15 protein-coding genes are annotated in these 16,000 nt (G+C 58.5%); 14 read left to right on the top strand and 1 reads right to left on the bottom strand.

Annotated features, from left to right (window positions below; all coding sequences use genetic code 11):
• Positions 1-39 precede the first annotated feature (39 nt).
• From atpE to FBY01_RS06215, 14 genes are all read left to right on the top strand, one after another.
• The gene (gene atpE, locus FBY01_RS06280; protein ID WP_002555987.1) at positions 40-297 is read left to right on the top strand and encodes a F0F1 ATP synthase subunit C; all 258 of its coding nucleotides are present in this window, start codon (positions 40-42) and stop codon (positions 295-297) included.
• Positions 298-353: 56 nt separating this feature from the next.
• Positions 354-824: a F0F1 ATP synthase subunit B gene (locus FBY01_RS06275; RefSeq protein WP_007948090.1), complete on the top strand. Its 471-nt coding sequence runs from the start codon at positions 354-356 to the stop codon at positions 822-824.
• A 12-nt stretch (positions 825-836) separates the two neighbouring features.
• Positions 837-1,373, top strand: a complete 537-nt coding sequence (locus FBY01_RS06270) for a F0F1 ATP synthase subunit delta (protein WP_010465467.1) — start codon at positions 837-839, stop codon at positions 1,371-1,373.
• 21 nt (positions 1,374-1,394) lie between these two features.
• Entirely contained in the window at positions 1,395-2,939 is a 1,545-nt protein-coding gene (atpA, locus tag FBY01_RS06265) for a F0F1 ATP synthase subunit alpha (RefSeq protein ID WP_010465465.1), read from the top strand.
• 50 nt (positions 2,940-2,989) lie between these two features.
• Positions 2,990-3,850 (top strand): F0F1 ATP synthase subunit gamma, encoded by an 861-nt coding sequence (gene atpG / locus FBY01_RS06260; protein ID WP_010465463.1) that lies wholly within the window; start codon positions 2,990-2,992, stop codon positions 3,848-3,850.
• Positions 3,851-3,877: 27 nt separating this feature from the next.
• Positions 3,878-5,257: a F0F1 ATP synthase subunit beta gene (atpD, locus tag FBY01_RS06255; protein WP_008155715.1), complete on the top strand. Its 1,380-nt coding sequence runs from the start codon at positions 3,878-3,880 to the stop codon at positions 5,255-5,257.
• 45 nt (positions 5,258-5,302) lie between these two features.
• A complete protein-coding gene (locus tag FBY01_RS06250; protein ID WP_010465460.1) occupies positions 5,303-5,728 on the top strand; it encodes a F0F1 ATP synthase subunit epsilon in 426 nt (141 codons plus the stop codon).
• A 116-nt stretch (positions 5,729-5,844) separates the two neighbouring features.
• A complete protein-coding gene (glmU, locus tag FBY01_RS06245) occupies positions 5,845-7,212 on the top strand; it encodes a bifunctional UDP-N-acetylglucosamine diphosphorylase/glucosamine-1-phosphate N-acetyltransferase GlmU (RefSeq protein ID WP_010465458.1) in 1,368 nt (455 codons plus the stop codon).
• Between the two features lie 255 nt (positions 7,213-7,467).
• On the top strand, positions 7,468-8,244 hold the full coding sequence (locus FBY01_RS06240; protein ID WP_010465456.1) for a DeoR/GlpR family DNA-binding transcription regulator: 777 nt from the start codon (positions 7,468-7,470) through the stop codon (positions 8,242-8,244).
• A gap of 1 nt (position 8,245) precedes the next feature.
• Entirely contained in the window at positions 8,246-10,078 is a 1,833-nt protein-coding gene (glmS, locus tag FBY01_RS06235; RefSeq protein ID WP_010465454.1) for a glutamine--fructose-6-phosphate transaminase (isomerizing), read from the top strand.
• A gap of 79 nt (positions 10,079-10,157) precedes the next feature.
• Complete coding sequence (locus FBY01_RS06230) at positions 10,158-11,075, top strand: LysR family transcriptional regulator (RefSeq protein ID WP_010465452.1); 918 nt, start codon at positions 10,158-10,160, stop codon at positions 11,073-11,075.
• Between the two features lie 115 nt (positions 11,076-11,190).
• Positions 11,191-11,817, top strand: coding sequence for a glutathione S-transferase family protein (locus FBY01_RS06225; protein ID WP_145306436.1), 627 nt, complete (start codon positions 11,191-11,193; stop codon positions 11,815-11,817).
• A gap of 63 nt (positions 11,818-11,880) precedes the next feature.
• Entirely contained in the window at positions 11,881-13,911 is a 2,031-nt protein-coding gene (locus FBY01_RS06220; RefSeq protein ID WP_145306438.1) for a pyridoxamine 5'-phosphate oxidase family protein, read from the top strand.
• Positions 13,912-14,390: 479 nt separating this feature from the next.
• Positions 14,391-14,768, top strand: coding sequence for a DUF6124 family protein (locus FBY01_RS06215; protein WP_145306440.1), 378 nt, complete (start codon positions 14,391-14,393; stop codon positions 14,766-14,768).
• A 101-nt stretch (positions 14,769-14,869) separates the two neighbouring features.
• On the opposite strand, the gene FBY01_RS06210 is transcribed toward FBY01_RS06215, so the two are convergent.
• Positions 14,870-16,000 (bottom strand): glycosyltransferase family 4 protein, encoded by a 1,131-nt coding sequence (locus FBY01_RS06210; protein WP_145306442.1) that lies wholly within the window; start codon positions 15,998-16,000, stop codon positions 14,870-14,872.

Raw genomic sequence — 16,000 nt, 5'->3', positions numbered from 1 at the left:
AAAAACCTAAACCATACGACGTAAAAGTCGGGAGGAAAGATGGAAACTGTAGTTGGTCTAACCGCTATCGCTGTTGCACTGTTGATCGGCCTGGGCGCACTGGGTACCGCAATTGGTTTCGGCCTGTTGGGCGGCAAGTTCCTGGAAGGCGCAGCGCGTCAGCCAGAAATGGTTCCAATGCTGCAAGTTAAAATGTTCATCGTTGCCGGTCTGCTCGACGCCGTAACCATGATCGGTGTTGGTATCGCTCTGTTCTTCACTTTCGCGAACCCATTCGTTGGTCAACTCGCTGGCTAATTACTCGAACCTTCGAGTAATTGGTGTGATGTGCAACGAACGAGCGAGGTGTTGGCGTGAACATTAATGCAACCCTGATTGGCCAGTCCGTTGCGTTCTTCATTTTTGTACTGTTTTGCATGAAGTTCGTGTGGCCTCCGGTCATCGCGGCTTTGCACGAACGTCAGAAGAAGATCGCGGATGGACTGGACGCTGCCGCCCGAGCAGCTCGCGACCTGGAGCTGGCCCAAGATAAAGCGGGTCAGCAACTGCGCGAAGCAAAAGCTCAGGCAGCCGAAATCATTGAGCAAGCCAAGAAACGCGGTAACCAGATCGTTGAAGAGGCTGTTGAAAAAGCCCGTATCGACGCTGACCGTGTGAAGGTTCAGGCTCAGGCCGAGATCGAGCAGGAACTGAACAGTGTCAAAGACGCGCTGCGTGCCCAATTGGGTAGCCTGGCAGTCTCTGGCGCCGAGAAGATCCTGGGTTCCACAATCGATCAAAACGCGCACGCGGAGCTGGTAAACAAACTGGCTGCTGAAATTTAAGCGAGGGCGATCATGGCAGAATTGACCACGTTGGCCCGACCTTACGCTAAGGCAGCCTTCGAGCACGCCCAGGCCCACCAGCAACTGGCCTCTTGGTCAGCCATGCTCGGCCTGGCTGCAGCAGTGTCGCAAGACGGCACTATGCAGCGCGTGCTCAAGGCCCCGCGACTGACGAGCGCAAACAAGGCCGCCACGTTTATTGACGTGTGCGGCGACAAGTTTGATGCCAAGGCACAGAACTTCATTCACGTCGTTGCCGAAAACGACCGTCTCCCGCTTTTGCCGGAGATATCCGCTCTGTTCGACCTGTACAAGGCTGAACAAGAGAAGTCGGTAGACGTTGAAGTGACCAGTGCTTTTGCATTGAACCAAGAACAGCAAGACAAACTCGCCAAGGTTCTCAGTGCACGACTCAACCGGGAAGTGCGCCTGCAAGTCGAGGAAGACAAATCCCTTATTGGGGGCATTGTCATCCGCGCCGGCGACCTGGTTATCGATGGCTCGGTTCGCGGCAAACTCGCGAGCCTTGCCGAAGCATTGAAATCTTGAGTTTGAAGGGGCAGCAGAGCAATGCAGCAACTCAATCCTTCCGAAATAAGTGAAATTATCAAGGGCCGCATCGACAAGCTCGATGTGACCTCCCAAGCCCGTAACGAAGGCACTGTCGTCAGCGTATCTGACGGTATCGTGCGGATTCACGGTCTGGCCGACGTCATGTACGGCGAGATGATCGAGTTTCCGGGCGGCGTCTTCGGTATGGCTCTCAACCTGGAGCAAGACTCCGTAGGTGCCGTTGTATTGGGCTCCTATCAGTCTCTGGCTGAAGGCATGAGCGCCAAGTGCACCGGCCGCATCCTCGAAGTTCCGGTTGGTAAGGAACTGCTGGGTCGCGTAGTCGACGCACTGGGTAACCCAGTTGACGGCAAAGGTCCGCTGAACAACACCGAGACCGATGCGGTCGAGAAAGTTGCTCCAGGCGTGATCTGGCGTAAGTCGGTAGACCAGCCTGTACAGACTGGCTACAAGGCTGTCGATGCCATGATTCCTGTCGGCCGTGGCCAGCGTGAGCTGATCATCGGTGACCGTCAGATCGGTAAAACCGCTCTGGCGATCGACGCGATCATCAACCAGAAAGACAGCGGCATTTTCTGCGTCTACGTCGCGATCGGTCAGAAGCAATCGACCATCGCCAACGTGGTTCGCAAGCTGGAAGAAAACGGCGCACTGGCTAACACCATCGTCGTGGCAGCGAGCGCTTCGGAATCTGCAGCACTGCAATTCCTGGCACCGTACTCCGGTTGCACCATGGGTGAATTCTTCCGCGACCGCGGTGAAGACGCGCTGATCGTTTATGACGATCTGTCCAAGCAAGCAGTGGCTTATCGCCAGATTTCCCTGCTGCTGCGCCGTCCACCAGGCCGTGAAGCTTACCCAGGCGACGTGTTCTATCTCCACTCCCGTCTGCTGGAGCGCGCATCCCGCGTTTCGGAAGAGTACGTAGAGAAGTTCACCAACGGCGCAGTGACCGGCAAAACCGGTTCCCTGACCGCACTGCCGATCATCGAAACCCAGGCTGGCGACGTTTCCGCGTTCGTTCCGACCAACGTGATTTCCATCACCGACGGTCAGATCTTCCTGGAATCGGCCATGTTCAACTCCGGGATCCGTCCTGCTGTGAACGCCGGTGTTTCGGTATCCCGTGTGGGTGGTGCCGCTCAGACCAAGATCATCAAGAAGCTCTCCGGTGGTATCCGTACCGCTCTGGCTCAGTACCGTGAGCTGGCGGCATTCGCCCAGTTCGCTTCTGACCTGGACGAAGCGACCCGTAAGCAACTTGAGCATGGTCAGCGCGTTACCGAGCTGATGAAGCAGAAGCAATACGCACCAATGTCGATCGCTGACATGGCGCTGTCGCTGTATGCCGCTGAGCGTGGGTTCCTGACTGACGTCGAAATCGCCAAGGTCGGCAGCTTTGAACAAGCGCTGATTGCTTTCTTCAACCGCGATCACGCCGATTTGATGGCGAAGATCAACGTGAAGGGTGACTTCAATGACGAAATCGACGCTGGCATGAAAGCCGGTATCGAGAAGTTCAAGGCCACCCAAACCTGGTAAGCCGCAGCGGGAGCCGCAAGGCTCCCGCTTGCTAACCTGATAGGTGTTACATGGCAGGCGCAAAAGAGATTCGCAGTAAGATTGCGAGCATCAAAAGCACGCAAAAGATTACCAGCGCCATGGAAAAAGTGGCGGTCAGTAAAATGCGCAAGGCACAAATGCGCATGGCTGCTAGCCGTCCTTATGCGGAGCGCATCCGCCAGGTTATTGGCCATCTGGCCAACGCCAACCCGGAATATCGCCACCCATTCATGCTCGACCGTGAAGTAAAGCGCGTCGGTTATGTCGTGGTGAGCAGTGACCGTGGTCTGTGTGGTGGCTTGAACACCAACCTGTTCAAGGCTTTGGTCAAGGACATGGCGGTAAACCGCGAAAACGGCGTCGAGATTGATCTGTGTGTTGTTGGTAGCAAGGGTGCGGCTTTCTTCCGCAACTTCGGCGGTAACGTCGTAGCAGCTATCAGCCACCTGGGTGAAGAGCCGTCGATCAATGACCTGATCGGCAGCGTCAAGGTGATGCTGGATGCCTACCTGGACGGCCGTATTGACCGCCTGTCCGTGGTGTCCAACAAATTCGTTAACACCATGACGCAATCGCCTACCGTGGAGCAGTTGATTCCGCTGGTGGCAACCCCGGATCAGGAACTCAAGCACCACTGGGATTATCTGTACGAACCGGACGCCAAAGAGCTGCTTGACGGCTTGATGGTCCGTTACGTGGAGTCGCAGGTCTACCAGGCGGTGGTCGAGAACAACGCGGCTGAACAAGCTGCGCGGATGATCGCGATGAAGAACGCTACCGACAACGCCGGTGATTTGATCAGCGATTTGCAGCTGGTCTACAACAAGGCGCGTCAGGCTGCGATCACCCAAGAGATCTCGGAAATCGTCGGCGGCGCTGCCGCGGTTTAACGGTTCAAATATTCAGAGGATCCAGCTATGAGTAGCGGACGTATCGTTCAAATCATCGGCGCCGTTATCGACGTGGAATTTCCACGCGACAGCGTACCGAGCATCTACAACGCGCTGAAAGTAGTGAGCGCGGCTGAAACCACCCTCGAAGTTCAGCAACAGCTGGGCGACGGCGTGGTTCGTACCATTGCGATGGGTTCCACCGAAGGCTTGAAGCGCGGTCTGGAAGTCACCGACTCTGGCGCAGCCATCTCCGTACCAGTCGGTAAAGCGACCCTGGGCCGGATCATGGACGTCCTCGGTAACCCGATCGACGAAGCTGGCCCGATCGACACCGAAGAGCGCTGGGGCATTCACCGTCCTGCGCCAACCTTCGCTGAACAAGCGGGCGGCAACGACCTGCTGGAAACCGGCATCAAGGTTATCGACCTGGTTTGCCCGTTCGCCAAGGGTGGTAAAGTCGGTCTGTTCGGTGGTGCCGGTGTAGGCAAAACCGTAAACATGATGGAACTGATCCGTAACATCGCCATCGAGCACAGCGGTTATTCCGTGTTCGCCGGTGTGGGTGAGCGTACTCGTGAGGGTAACGACTTCTACCACGAGATGAAGGATTCCAACGTTCTGGACAAAGTGGCACTGGTTTACGGTCAGATGAACGAGCCGCCGGGTAACCGTCTGCGCGTAGCACTGACCGGCCTGACCATGGCCGAGAAGTTCCGTGACGAAGGTAACGACGTTCTGCTGTTCGTCGACAACATCTATCGTTACACCCTGGCCGGTACTGAAGTATCCGCACTGCTGGGCCGTATGCCTTCCGCAGTAGGTTACCAGCCGACCCTGGCCGAAGAGATGGGTACTCTGCAAGAGCGTATCACTTCGACCAAGAACGGTTCGATCACCTCGATCCAAGCGGTATACGTACCTGCGGATGACTTGACTGACCCGTCGCCAGCGACCACCTTCGCCCACTTGGACGCCACCGTCGTTCTGTCCCGTGACATCGCTTCCCTGGGTATCTACCCAGCGGTCGATCCACTCGACTCGACTTCGCGCCAGCTGGACCCGAACGTAATCGGCCAGGACCACTACGACACCGCTCGCGGCGTACAGTATGTTCTGCAACGTTACAAAGAACTGAAGGACATCATTGCGATCCTGGGTATGGACGAGCTGTCGGAAGCCGACAAGCAGTTGGTAAACCGTGCTCGTAAGATCCAGCGTTTCTTGTCGCAGCCGTTCTTCGTGGCTGAAGTCTTCACCGGTGCTTCGGGTAAATACGTTTCCCTGAAAGACACCATTGCTGGCTTCAAAGGCATCCTCAACGGTGACTACGACCACCTGCCAGAACAAGCGTTCTACATGGTCGGCGGCATCGAAGAAGCGATCGAGAAAGCCAAGAAACTGTAATCCCGGCGCCCGGCAACGGGCGCTAATTTAGGTTGAGGCAATCAGATGGCTATGACAGTCCATTGCGATATCGTCAGCGCGGAAGGGGAAATCTTTTCCGGCCTGGTCGAGATGGTGGTTGCGCACGGTGCACTGGGTGATCTTGGTATCGCCTTGGGTCACGCGCCGCTGATCACTAATCTCAAGCCGGGTCCGATCCGCCTGATCAAGCAGGGCGGGGAAGAGGAGGTGTATTACATCTCCGGTGGTTTCCTCGAGGTTCAGCCGAACATGGTCAAGGTTCTTGCCGACACCGTGCAACGTGCTGCCGACCTGGACGAAGCCTCCGCTCAGGAAGCCGTTAAGGCTGCCGAGAAGGCCTTGCATGAGCGGGGCGCGGAATTCGATTACGGTTCTGCTGCCGCACGTCTGGCCGAGGCCGCAGCTCAGCTGCGCACCGTCCAGCAGATCCGCAAGAAGTTTGGCCACTAATAGGCCATTGCTTGTTGCGCGATTGATTAAAAAGGGTAGCCTCGGCTACCCTTTTTTCTTTTCCGATTTTCATAACCTGGTCGCAGCCGCTGACCACCCAGGATTGGTAGCCAGTCATGTCTCTTGAAATCGTTATTCTCGCTGCCGGCCAAGGCACTCGCATGCGTTCGGCGTTGCCTAAAGTTCTGCACCCGATCGCCGGCAACTCGATGCTTGGTCATGTTATCCACAGCGCCCGGCAACTTGATCCACAGCGCATCCACGTGGTGATTGGCCATGGCGCCGAAGCGGTGCGCGAGCGTCTGGCGGCGGATGATCTGAATTTCGTCCTGCAGGACCAACAGCTGGGTACCGGCCATGCGGTGGCTCAGGCCGTGCCGTTCATCGAGTCCGACACCGTACTGATCCTGTACGGTGACGTTCCGCTGATCGAGGTTGAAACCTTGCAACGTTTGCTCAAGAAAGTGGCCCCGCAGCAACTGGGCTTGCTCACCGTCGAGCTGGATGACCCGACCGGTTACGGCCGCATCGTCCGCGATGCCGCCGGCAAGGTCACAGCCATCGTTGAGCAGAAAGACGCCAACGAGTCCGAGCGCGCAATCACCGAAGGCAACACCGGCATTCTGGCCCTGCCTTTCGCACAGCTGGGTGGATGGATGAGCCGTCTCTCCAACAACAATGCCCAAGGCGAGTATTACCTGACGGACGTGATCGCAATGGCAGTCAGCGATGGTCTGGTGGTGGCCACTGAGCATCCCCATGACGCCATGGAAGTGCAGGGCGCCAACGACCGCAAGCAGCTCGCCGAACTCGAGCGTCATTATCAGTTGCGCGCCGGTCGCCGCTTGATGGCTCAAGGCGTGACCCTGCGTGACCCGGCCCGTTTCGATGTACGCGGTGAAGTCACCGTCGGCCGAGACGTGCTGATCGATATCAACGTGATCCTTGAAGGCAAGGTCGTCATTGAAGATGACGTGGTGATCGGCCCGAACTGTGTGATCAAGGACAGCACCCTGCGCAAAGGCGTGGTGATCAAAGCCAACAGCCATATCGAAGGTGCGATCCTGGGCGAAGGCAGCGATGCCGGTCCATTCGCACGTCTGCGTCCGGGTACGGTGCTTGAAGCTCGCGCGCATGTGGGTAACTTTGTCGAACTGAAAAACGCCCACCTGGGTGAAGGCGCCAAGGCCGGTCATTTGACCTACCTGGGCGATGCTGAGATCGGTGCGCGCACCAACATTGGCGCGGGCACCATCACGTGCAACTACGATGGCGCCAACAAGTGGAAAACCGTCTTGGGTGAAGACGTGTTCATCGGTTCCAACAACTCGTTGGTGGCGCCTGTGGATATCTCTTCCGGTGCGACGACGGCGGCCGGTTCAACCATCACGCAGAATGTGGATAACGCGCAGTTGGCGGTGGGTCGGGCACGTCAGAAAAACATCGATGGCTGGAAACGGCCGGTGAAGATCAAAAAGAGCTGAGTTATCCACAGCGCGTTGCGGCGGTTTTGAGATTGCCTTCGCGGGCAAGTCGGATCGCCGCCCACTCGCTCCTGAAGGATCCATGTCGTTAACAAATTTTGTGAATGACTCCGGCCCATAGGAGCGAGCGGGTGGCGATCCGACTTGCCCGCGAAGCTTTTATCCACAGATAATTTTTGTAGAGCAGACTTGACGAAGTTTCGCCAATAGGTTTTGATTGCTTCCGTTATCTTTCGAATCGAAACTTACTCGCTCATGTCGAAACGCAATACACCCCAACGCCGCCACAACATTCTCGCCTTGCTCAATGAACAGGGCGAAGTCAGTGTGGACGAGCTGGCCAAGCGCTTCGAAACTTCCGAAGTTACGGTTCGCAAGGATTTGGCCGCACTTGAAAGTAATGGTCTGCTGCTACGCCGTTACGGCGGAGCGATCACCATGCCTCAGGAGCTGGTAGCCGACATCGGTCAACCGGTTTCCAAATACAAGCAAGCCATCGCCCGCGCTGCTGTTACGCGGATTCGTGAGCATGCTCGGATCATCATCGACAGCGGCAGCACCACCGCCGCGATGATCCCGGAACTCGGCCAACAGCCGGGCCTGGTGGTGATGACCAACTCCTTGCACGTTGCCAATGCGTTGAGCGAACTCGAACACGAGCCGGTGCTGTTGATGACCGGTGGCACTTGGGACCCGCATTCCGAGTCCTTTCAAGGCCAGGTCGCCGAGCAAGTACTACGCTCTTACGACTTCGACCAGTTGTTCATCGGTGCCGATGGCATCGACCTGGTTCGCGGTACCACCACCTTCAATGAATTGCTGGGTCTGAGCCGGGTCATGGCTGACGTCGCCCGTGAAGTGATCGTGATGGTGGAGGCCGACAAGATCGGCCGCAAGATTCCTAATCTGGAGCTGCCCTGGAGCAGCGTCCATACCCTCATTACCGATGAACGCCTGCCACTAGCGGCACGCGATCAGATTCAGGCCCGCGGCATCAATTTGATTTGCGCGGCTGTCAGTCAGGAGAAATAGCATGTGTGGAATTGTCGGCGCAGTCGCAGAACGTAACATCACCGCCATCCTGCTCGAGGGCCTCAAGCGCCTGGAGTACCGTGGCTATGACAGCGCCGGTGTGGCGGTCTTCACCAACGACGAAAAGCTCGAGCGCATGCGTCGTCCGGGCAAGGTCAGCGAACTGGAAAACGCGTTGGAAGCCGAACCTCTGATCGGTCGCCTCGGCATCGCCCACACCCGCTGGGCCACTCACGGTGCGCCGTGCGAGCGCAACGCGCACCCGCATTTCTCCGGCGACCTGGCCGTGGTGCACAACGGCATCATCGAGAACCACGAAGCCCTGCGCGAACAGCTGAAAGCCTTGGGTTACGTGTTCACCTCGGACACCGACACCGAAGTCATCGCACACCTGCTGAACCACAAACTCAAGGACCTGCGCGATCTGACCGTGGCCCTCAAAGCCACCGTTAAAGAACTGCACGGTGCTTATGGTCTGGCCGTTATCAGCGCCGATCAACCAGATCGCCTGGTGGCAGCGCGCAGTGGCAGTCCGCTGGTGATCGGTCTGGGCCTGGGTGAAAACTTCCTCGCTTCCGACCAGTTGGCCCTGCGTCAGGTCACCGACCGTTTCATGTACCTGGAAGAAGGCGATATCGCCGAAATTCGCCGCGACAGCGTGCATATCTGGGACGTGAACGGCCAAACCGTCGAGCGCGAAAGCGTGCAGTACCGCGACGGCGCCGAAGCAGCCGACAAGGGCGAATTCCGCCACTTCATGCTCAAGGAAATCCACGAGCAACCGGCCGTGGTTCAACGTACACTCGAAGGTCGTCTGAGCCCGAACGGTGTCTTGGTGCAGGCGTTCGGTCCACAGGCTGCCGAGCTGTTCGCCAAAGTGCGCAACGTACAGATCGTCGCCTGCGGCACCAGCTACCACGCCGGTATGGTTGCCCGGTACTGGCTCGAAGAGCTGGCCGGTATCCCGTGCCAGGTCGAAGTCGCCAGTGAATTCCGCTACCGCAAAGTCGTGGTGCAACCGGATACCCTGTTTGTCACCATTTCTCAGTCCGGCGAAACCGCCGACACCCTGGCCGCCCTGCGCAACGCCAAGGAACTGGGCTTCCTCGCCAGCCTGGCGATCTGCAACGTCGGCATCAGCTCGCTGGTGCGTGAGTCCGACCTGACCCTGCTGACCCAGGCCGGTCGCGAAATCGGCGTGGCCTCCACCAAAGCCTTCACCACCCAATTGGTCGGCCTGCTGTTGCTGACCCTGTCCCTGGGTCAGGTTCGCGGCACCTTGGCCAAAGGCGTCGAAGCCACTCTGGTCGAAGAACTGCGTCGTCTGCCAACCCGTCTGGGCGAAGCCTTGGCCATGGACAGCACCGTAGAGAAAATCGCCGAGCTGTTCGCCGAGAAGAACCACACCCTGTTCCTCGGTCGTGGCGCGCAATTCCCGGTCGCAATGGAAGGGGCCCTGAAACTCAAGGAAATCTCCTACATCCACGCTGAAGCCTACCCGGCCGGCGAACTGAAGCACGGTCCGTTGGCGCTTGTGGATAACGACATGCCCGTGGTCACCGTGGCACCGAACAACGAACTGCTGGAGAAGTTGAAATCCAACCTCCAGGAAGTCCGCGCCCGTGGCGGCCAGTTGATCGTCTTCGCAGACGAGAAGGCTGGCATGACCAATGGCGAAGGCACCCACGTTGTCCACATGCCGCACATCCACGACATCCTGTCGCCAATCCTCTACACCATCCCGCTGCAGTTGCTGTCGTACTACGTGGCCGTGTTGAAAGGCACTGACGTTGACCAGCCGCGGAATCTGGCGAAGTCGGTGACGGTGGAATAAGTTATCCACAGCTGACTGAACACTAAAAATCGCAGCCTATGGTTGCGATTTTTTTTATCCGAATGAAGGACATTGCCCCATGGACAGATTCCAGGAAATGCAGGTCTTCGCCGCCGTCGCCCAGGACCAGGGCTTTTCTGCAGCGGCGCGTCGGTTGGGGATGTCGGCGGCCAGTGTCACCCGGGCGGTGGCGGCGCTGGAGACGCGCATTGGCACGCAGTTGCTCACCCGTACCACCCGCAGCGTGCATTTGAGCGAGGCGGGGCAGCGTTATCTGGAGGATTGTCGGAGGATTCTCACCGAGGTGCAGGAAGCGGAGGATTCGGCGGCGGGCAGTCACGCACAACCCCGTGGGCAATTGACGATTACCGCGCCGGTATTGTTCGGAGAGTTATTTGTCACGCCAGTGATGGTTGATTATCTGGCGCAGTTTCCTGAGGTCAGTATCAATGCGCTGTTGCTTGATCGAGTGGTCAGTGTTGTCGAAGAGGGAATCGATGTGGCGGTGCGCATCGGCGATTTGCCTGACAGTAATCAGCATGCGATTCGTGTCGGCGAAGTGCGGCGGGTGATTTGCGGTTCGCCAGCGCTGATCGCAGCCCATGGCCGGCCTTCTCATCCGCAGGATCTGGTGCAGGCGCCGATCATTGCGACATCGGCCACGGGCCAGTTACGAAATTGGCCATTCCTTGAAAATGGCGATCCGCTGACGGTGCGCACGGAGGCTCGGCTGGTGGTCACCGCCAATCAGGCTGCCATCACGGCCGCCTGCCTGGGTCTGGGATTCACCCGTGTGTTGTCTTATCAAGTCGCGAGAAAAGTCGCGGCGGGTGAGTTGCAAATCGTCCTGGCTGAATTCGAACTGGCGCCGTTGCCGATTCATGTGATTTATCAGGGCGGGCGCAAGGCGCCAGCGCGAGTACGCAGTTTTGTCGACTTCACGGTGAATGCCCTGCGCGAGCATCCCGCTTTGAAGAACGAGGCATTATTGCTCTAGTTGAAATAATGGATTGCGTTTGCTGGTTATTCTGTTGTTTCGGTAGCAGGTGGAAGATGACAACCCATCGGCGCCGACACTTTCCAATTGGCGCCTCCACCCAGCGGAGTCGACCATGCAAGCCATCAAACTCTACAACTTCCCACGCTCTGGCCATGCTCATCGTGTGGAGCTGATGCTGTCCCTGCTGCAACTGCCAACTGAACTGATCTTTGTCGATCTGGCCAAGGGCGCACACAAGCAGCCGGATTACCTGGCGCTCAATCGCTTTGGTCAGGTACCGGTGATTGATGATCAAGGCGTGGTGCTGGCCGACTCCAACGCGATCCTGGTCTATCTGGCGCAGAAATATGGCAACGGTCGTTGGCTGCCCACCGATCCCGTCGGTGCGGCCAAGGTGCAGCGCTGGTTATCGGTCGCCGCCGGGCCGATTGCCTTTGGCCCGGCAAGAGCAAGGCTGATCACCGTGTTTGGTGCGCCTTACAACGCTGAAGAGGTGATCGCTTACGCCCACACCGTGCTCAAAGTGATCGATCAGGAACTGGCCGTCAGCCCATACCTTGTCGGCAATGAGCCGACCATCGCCGACGTCGCGGCCTACAGCTACATCGCCCATGCGCCGGAAGGCAATGTGTCGCTGGACGATTACGCCAACATCCGCGCCTGGCTGGCGCGCGTCGAAGCCTTGCCAGGGTTTGTCGGCATGCCGCGCACCGTCGCCGGCCTGCAAAAAACAGCCTGATGCTCACGGCCCGATTCAGTCGGGCCGTTCTTGTTGCGCGATAAGCGCAGGGGAGAAGCCGTTATGGACCGTTCACCTTGGCACGCTGGCGAGAAACAGTTGCAGGCTCACGTAGGTGTAGCCGAGCGAATGGATACATTAGGTCGTAGGGTGATTCGCGGCGAGATGCCCGATCAGCACCGCCAGTTCTATCAGCAACTGCCGTTCATGCTGTACGGCGCGGTGGATGCTGACGGCAACCCTTGGGCCAGTGTTCTTGAAGGGCCGCCGGGTTTTGCTCATTCTCCAGCGCCTGCGCTGTTACAGTTCGACAGCCTGCCCGGCAGCGACGACCCCGCGCAATTGCAAGACGGCGCGGCGATCGGCCTGCTCGGTATCGAGCTGCACACCCGGCGTCGCAACCGTATGAATGGCCGGGTCGGTGCTGTGACTTCGAGCGGCTTCGGGGTGACGGTGGACCAATCGTTCGGCAATTGCCCGCAATACATTCAATTGCGCCAGTTTCGCTCGGTGCCCCTGGCGGACCCGTCGACCCGTGTCGCGCAGCATCTCAACGCGCTGGATGACGCGGCCCAAGCCATGATCGCCGGGGCCGATACCTTCTTTGTCGCCAGTTATGTGGACGTCGACGGCCAACGTTCGGTGGATGTTTCTCATCGCGGTGGTCAGGCCGGTTTCGTACAGGTGGAAGGTAATCGCCTGACCATCCCGGACTTCGCCGGCAACCTGTTCTTCAACACCTTGGGCAACCTGCTGATCAATCCTCGAGCCGGTTTGCTGTTCATCGATTTCAATACGGGCGATCTGCTGCACCTCAGCGGCCGCGCGGACGTCATCCTCGAAGGCCCGCAGGTCGAGGCTTTTCAGGGGGCCGAGCGGCTCTGGACCTTTGAGGTAGAGCGCGTGGTGCGCCGGCCTGCGGCGCTGGCCTTGCGCTGGCGCTTTGACGGCGTGTCGCCCACCAGTTTGCTGACTGGCACCTGGGCGCAGGCAAATGCACGCCTGCAAGCCAAGGCCCTGGGCGATCACTGGCGGCCGTTGCGGGTGGCGCGCATCGAACAGGAAAGCCACAACATCCGTTCGATCTATCTGGAGCCCGCTGATGACGCCGGGTTGCCGGTGTTCCAGGCCGGGCAGCATTTGCCGCTGCGCTTCAATATTGCCGGCGATGTGCACATCCGCACGTACAGCCTGTCGAGCGCGCCGTCCGATGATTTTTTCCGCATCAGCGTGAAGCGTGAAGGCCTGGTGTCGTCGCACCTGCATGAGCAGATCCGGGTCGGCGATGTGCTGGAAGCCCGCGCGCCCCAAGGGCATTTCACCGTGGCGCCCCATGAGCGTCGGCCGCTGGTGCTGTTGGCCGCAGGCGTCGGCATCACGCCGCTGCTGTCGATGGTGCGCGAGGTGGTGTATCAAGGCCTGCGCACGCGGCGTATTCGTCCTACATGGTTTTTCCAGAGTTCGCGGACCCTGGCCGATCAGCCGTTTCGCCCGGAACTGGACCGTTTGCTGGATGGCCTCGGTGACGCGGTGCGCGTGCAGCGGTTGCTCAGTCAGCCTGAGGCGGAGGCTCGCGAGGGTGAAGATTTCGACCTGACCGGGCGGATTGACGGCGACTTGCTCAAGACGATGCTTGAGGCGGAGGACTACGACCAAGTGGACTTTGTCCTCTGCGGCCCGGGCAGTTTTACCCAGGGGCTGTACGACACGCTGCGGGAACTGGACATTCGCGATTCGAGGATTCATGCCGAAACCTTTGGCCCGTCGACACTGCGTCGCACGCCAGACCCGGATGCGGTGGTCATCGAACAACCACCGGCCGCCACGGTTTCAGTGCCCGTTGTGTTCGAGCGCTCGGCCAAAGAAGCGCGCTGGCAGCCGGATGGCGGCAGTTTGCTGGAGTTGGCGGAAAGCCGCGGATTGCGCCCGGAATTCAGTTGCCGTGGGGGTTCCTGCGGGACCTGCAAGACGCGTCTGATCAGTGGCGCGGTGAATTATCCACAGCCTCCGGCGGAAGTGCCCGATGCGGGAGAGGTGCTGATTTGTTGCGCGGTGCCGGCGCAGGGGTCGCAGCCGTTGGTGCTGGACCTGTGACCCTTCGGGCTAACACAGAAAACCCCTGTGGGAGCGGGCCTGCTCGCGAGAGCGGTGTATCAGCCAGCTTCAATGTTGAATGTTAAACAGCCTTCGCGAGCAGGCTCGCTCCCACATTGGGCCGGGGTTGGCCTGAAAAATACTTCGAACGTCCTACAGACTTGAGTGTTCGGGAGGACGATTCCGACACGTTCTAGCGGTTGTCGTGTCGGAAGTCGGGGGGATAGGCTTTGGAGGTCGCTGCACATCAGCGATCGGGTCTGGAAAACCCGAAGATAATAGGCTTGTCCCCCGTGGCATACTGTGGCGCTTTTTTCTGGCTTCAGTTTGAGTTATGGCGGCTGTGCGTGGGAGACCTTCGGGTCTGCCGGGTTTTGACCTTTTATCTCGGTTTTTCCAGTCCGCGTACAGCTGCCACCTTTTCGTCTGGAAAACGAAACGTGGCGGTTCAACTTCCATAGCTCAAAAGGTCTTTTGCCATGATTAAAGAAACACCAAATCCCCCGGAAACCGACGACGTTTCCCCCTACGAATCCATCGATTCCAAAAAGCTCAACGAAGCCGCCGAGCGGGCGCTGGATCACTACCTCAACCCCTCCGCCCTCAAATCCCCCGCGACCCGCAAGCCCAGCACGATGTTCATGATCGCGCCGGACATCAAAGACGAAGACCTGCTGGCCCACACCTGTGAATCCTTGGCCCAGGCCAATGTGATGGCGAGTGATTTTGCGGGGTATCTGGAAGGACCGCACCGGCACACGGCGATGGCGATTCAGCAGATCGTCATGCTGGCGGAGCTGGCGGTGAACCGGATGCTGGATAACGTGGCCGTACCAAACGCTGCGCCACACCGCTAAACCCCTGTAGGAGCGAGGCTTGCCCGCGAAGGCGGCGTGTCATTCAACATTGATGTCGACTGACACACCGCCTTCGCGGGCAAGCCTCGCTCCTACAGATTTCAGGCGTAGGACAGGGATTTCTCTTCCAGCAGTTCTTCGTACAACGCCGTCCACTTGCGGCCCATTTCATCAGCGGTGAATAACTGCCGATAACGCGCCTCAGCCTTCACGCCCATTGCCGCTGCACGCACCGGGTCTTCCCACAACGTGCGCATTGCTTCTCGGAACGCCTGTGGATTACTCGGCGGCACCACCAGCCCGGTTTCGTTGTGGATGTTGATGTAGCTGGTGCCAGTGCCGATTTCACTGGAGATCATCGGCTTGCCGTACATCGCGCCTTCGAGCAGCGAGATGCCGAACGCTTCCGAGCGTAGGTGCGACGGAAACACCACTGCGTAACTCAGCTCCAGCAAAGCAACTTTGTCCTCGTCACCCAACCGCCCCAGAAAGTGCAGATTCTGTAACCCCAATACCTTCGCTTGGGCATGCAGTTCGGCCTCCAGCGGTCCGGCCCCGACGATCACCACCGGATAATTCAGCCCTTGCATCGCGTCGAGCAGAATATGCAGGCCCTTGTAGTAGCGCATCACGCCGACGAACAGGAAGAACCGGTCGCCGACTTGTTTGCGCCAGCGTTCGGTGCGTGCGGCGTCAGGCTGTGGATAACCTGACTTGTCCAGCCCGTAGGTGATGACTCGGGTTTTCTCGCGGTAGTCCTGAAGCACATCGCTGGTGTGAAAGTAGTTGGGGGAGGCCGCGACGATTCGGTCGGCGCTGTCCAGAAAACGACGCATCAATGGACGGTAGAGCTTGAGCAAATGGCGCTGGCGAATGATGTCCGAGTGGTAACTCACCACGCAGGGTTTTTTAGTGGCGCTGAAAAAATGCACCAGGTCCATGAAGGGCCAGGGGAAGTGGTAATTGACCACGTCCGCCTCAGCCGCCAGCTCACGAAATTGCTTGAAGACGCTATAGGAAAAACCGGTGGAGGCCATCTGAAAATCCATCCGGGCCTGATGAACCTGATGATGACGGATCTGTATCGCGCCAGGTGCCGGGTTGTTGCTCAACGTCAGTACCGTACTGTCGACCGAGTGGCGCGCACCGCTTTCGCAGAGTTGAAAAATGACTTGTTCGATGCCACCCATCGAGTCCGGCAGGTAGGTCTTGTAAAAGTGCAGTACGCGCAT

The sequence above is a fragment of the Pseudomonas sp. SJZ077 genome (assembly GCF_007993905.1).
GTDB classification, from domain to species: domain Bacteria; phylum Pseudomonadota; class Gammaproteobacteria; order Pseudomonadales; family Pseudomonadaceae; genus Aquipseudomonas; species Aquipseudomonas mandelii.
The sequence above is the reverse complement of the archived record's forward strand: the minus strand, read 5'-3'. Positions and strand labels throughout refer to the sequence as shown.